Origin of the sequence: Methylobacterium sp. WL18 (assembly GCF_008040015.1) — a bacterium.
GTDB classification, from domain to species: Bacteria; Pseudomonadota; Alphaproteobacteria; order Rhizobiales; family Beijerinckiaceae; genus Methylobacterium; species Methylobacterium mesophilicum.
This window is the reverse complement of the sequence record NZ_VRVD01000630.1, coordinates 1-2,712: the sequence shown is the minus strand read 5'-3', so window position 1 is coordinate 2,712 and position 2,712 is coordinate 1. Positions and strand designations below refer to the sequence as shown.

At 70.1% G+C, this 2,712-nt stretch carries 2 protein-coding genes and 1 pseudogene; 1 reads left to right on the top strand and 2 read right to left on the bottom strand.

All coding sequences use genetic code 11. The annotated features are described in order from the left end of the window. Both FV228_RS26085 and FV228_RS26080 read right to left on the bottom strand, forming a co-directional pair. Positions 1 to 690 (bottom strand): annotated as a pseudogene (locus tag FV228_RS26085) (methyl-accepting chemotaxis protein); the annotation flags it as partial. Positions 691 to 1,056: 366 nt separating this feature from the next. After that, the gene (locus FV228_RS26080) at positions 1,057 to 2,172 is read right to left on the bottom strand and encodes a PA0069 family radical SAM protein (RefSeq protein WP_147857192.1); all 1,116 of its coding nucleotides are present in this window, start codon (positions 2,170 to 2,172) and stop codon (positions 1,057 to 1,059) included. Between the two features lie 128 nt (positions 2,173 to 2,300). On the opposite strand from FV228_RS26080, the gene FV228_RS26075 reads away from it, so the two are divergent. Further along, positions 2,301 to 2,712: hypothetical protein (locus tag FV228_RS26075; RefSeq protein WP_147857191.1), on the top strand; the 412-nt coding region annotated here is incomplete at its 3' end.

Below are 2,712 nucleotides of genomic sequence, written 5' to 3'. Positions count from 1 at the left end.
CTCCTCGGCCGCGGCGACGATGTCGCCTTGAGTCCACGGGGTGCCGGCGGCGACGGCAGCTTCGATCCGGACGACCACGCCGCCGATCAGGGCCCGCGAGGCCCAGGCCGCGCGCTTGAGGTCGAGGTAATGCGCGAGGGTGGCGTCGCCGCGCGGGATGGCGGCATCGACCGCGTCGTTGGTGGCCAGGAAGGCGTCGAGCAGGGCCTGGGAGGCCTCCGCGATGGCCGGCAGCGTGCCGGTGGGTCGCTGAGCCGCCGGCACCGCCAAGGCGGCATCGACCTGCGGGCGCAGCTTGAGCGTGGCCTCGTAGGCCCGCTGAAGCGGCTCGACCTTCGCCACGACCGAAGGCGCATCCACATCCCGCGCGAGCGTCGCGAGCCGTTCGAGACCGCCCGCGATGGTCTCGCGCTGTGTGGCGATCAGCGCCACGTCCTTCGCGGGAATGGGGTCGGCGGCCTTCAGGGCCTGGAGCGTGCGGCCCCGCTCCATGCGGATGGCCAGGAGATCCTTGAGGAGCGTCCGGCTCGCCTCGGTCAAGGCCACCACACGGTGGCTCCGATCCGCCTGCACCTGGGCCTCACGAAGGGTGGACACCTCCGAGGCGATCAGCATGGCGCTCATCGAGAACAGCGTCGCGCACAGGATCTTGCCGATCGTGAGTGTCGTGAGCTCGAATCCGGCAAACATAAGGGGTTGCCCACGAGACATCGGCGTCGGTTCCGTCACGGTGTTGATGCGGCACCGATCGATTTTTGATCCCGATTTGGAACAAATCTAAAGATCTTACGTCGGCGTAACCTCTGTGGATCCGAACGATGACGTTTGCAACTCGCTTTTATGACGGTTTTTATCAGTTACGCTGTGACGCCTAGGATCTTTGTTTGTGATGTCCGCAGAATATATCTCGATCAAGCCCCGATAACGGCTGGACTTTCGACCGAATCCGGCGCGCTGACATCTGCTTCCGGCGGCGGGCCGCTGTCATGAGCGAAGGCTCCGGTTCGTGCGGCCTGCGTCGGTGGAGCCATTGCGGCTGTGACGCGCCGCCGCGCTTCAGAACAGGGCGAGCTGCGCCCCGGGCTTGCGGAACGCCGCCGTGTTCAGCGCCATGCGCCCGAACGCGAAGCCGAGCCGCCCGCCCGCGAGGCGGACCCGCCGGCCGATCATCTCGGCATAGGCCCCCTCGCCGCGGAAGCGGTGGCCGAAGCGGGGATCGTTCTCGCGGCCGCCCCGGGCCTGCGCCAGCAACGCGAAGGCCCGGGCCCGGCGCTCGGGATAGTGCTCGGAGAACCAGTCGGCGACGAGGTCGGCGACCTCCCCCGGCAGGCGCAGCAGGGCATGGCCGATGCGGCTGGCGCCGTGGTCGCGGGCTTGGGCCAGGATCGCCTCGATCTCGTGGTCGGTCAGGCCCGGGATGATCGGCGAGACGTTGACCATCACGGGAACGCCGGCCTCGGACAGGCGCCGCATCGCGGCCAGCCGCTTCTCCGGCCGCGGCGCCCGCGGGTCGAGCAGGCGGGCGAGGCGCGGGTCCAGCGTCGGCAGCGAGACCGCCACGAGCACGAGGTTGTCCGGGGCCATCTCGGCCAAGATGTCGAGGTCGCGCAGGACGAGGTCGGACTTGGTGGTGATGCCGACGGGGTGACGCGCGGCCTGAAGCACCTCCAGCACCGCTCGGGTGATCCGGTACTCCCGCTCCACCGGCTGGTAGGGATCGGTGGCGGTCCCCAGCGCGATCGTCTCCGGCTGGTAGCCCGGCGCGGCGATCTCGCGCGCGAGCAGCTTGGCGGCATCGGGCTTGGCGACGATCCGGGATTCGAAATCGAGGCCGGGCGAAAGCCCAAGCCAGGCATGCGTCGGGCGCGCGTAACAGTAGATGCAGCCGTGCTCGCAGCCGCGATACGGGTTCACCGAGCGGTCGAACGGGATGTCGGGCGAGGTATTGCGTGCGATGATCCGCGCGGCCCGCTCCAGCGTCACCTGCGTGCGCAGGGTGGCGGGTATTTCGGGTTCCCAATCGGGATCCTGGAAGACCTCGCGGCTGGCTGCCTCGTAGCGGCTCGTCGGGTTCGCCGTGGCACCCCGGCCGCGTCGGGCCTCCAGAGGCAGCGTGCTCGATCCCAGACGCACCGGGGCGACGGGTGTCGAGCCTTTGGGAATCTTAGCCATGCCAGGCGCCTCGTGTTTCACGTGGAACATAGCGCGAACACAGCGCCTCCGACGCCTCAATTTCAGGCAAACGCCGCCGAGCCCGGGCGAGACGCCGCGGCCCGGTTTACCGCCGCGCAGAATCGTCTATGGGCGCGCAGATGCTCTCCGCGGTGACCTACCTGGCCGACCCGGCCGATCCGGACGCGATCGACCGCCTCGCCGACACGCTCAGCGTGCTGGTGTCGGGCGTGGCCGGCGGTCTGGTCGGCGACGCCGTGATCGTGACCGGCCGGGCCAGCGACGCGGCGGCCGCCATCGCGGACGCCACCGGGGCGGCCCTGGTGCTCCACCGGGGCCGAGATCCCTATGGGGCCGGGGCCGTGCAGGCGCGACGGGATTGGGTGCTGTGCCTGGAAGCCGGGGATGTTCCGGCCGAAGGCTGGATCCGCACCCTCGACCGCTTCATCGGCACCGCCCGGCCGGAAACCGGCCTCGGCCGCCTCCACCGCCCCGCCTCGGGCTGGGCCGGCCGCGCCGTCGGCCGGATCGAGGGGATCC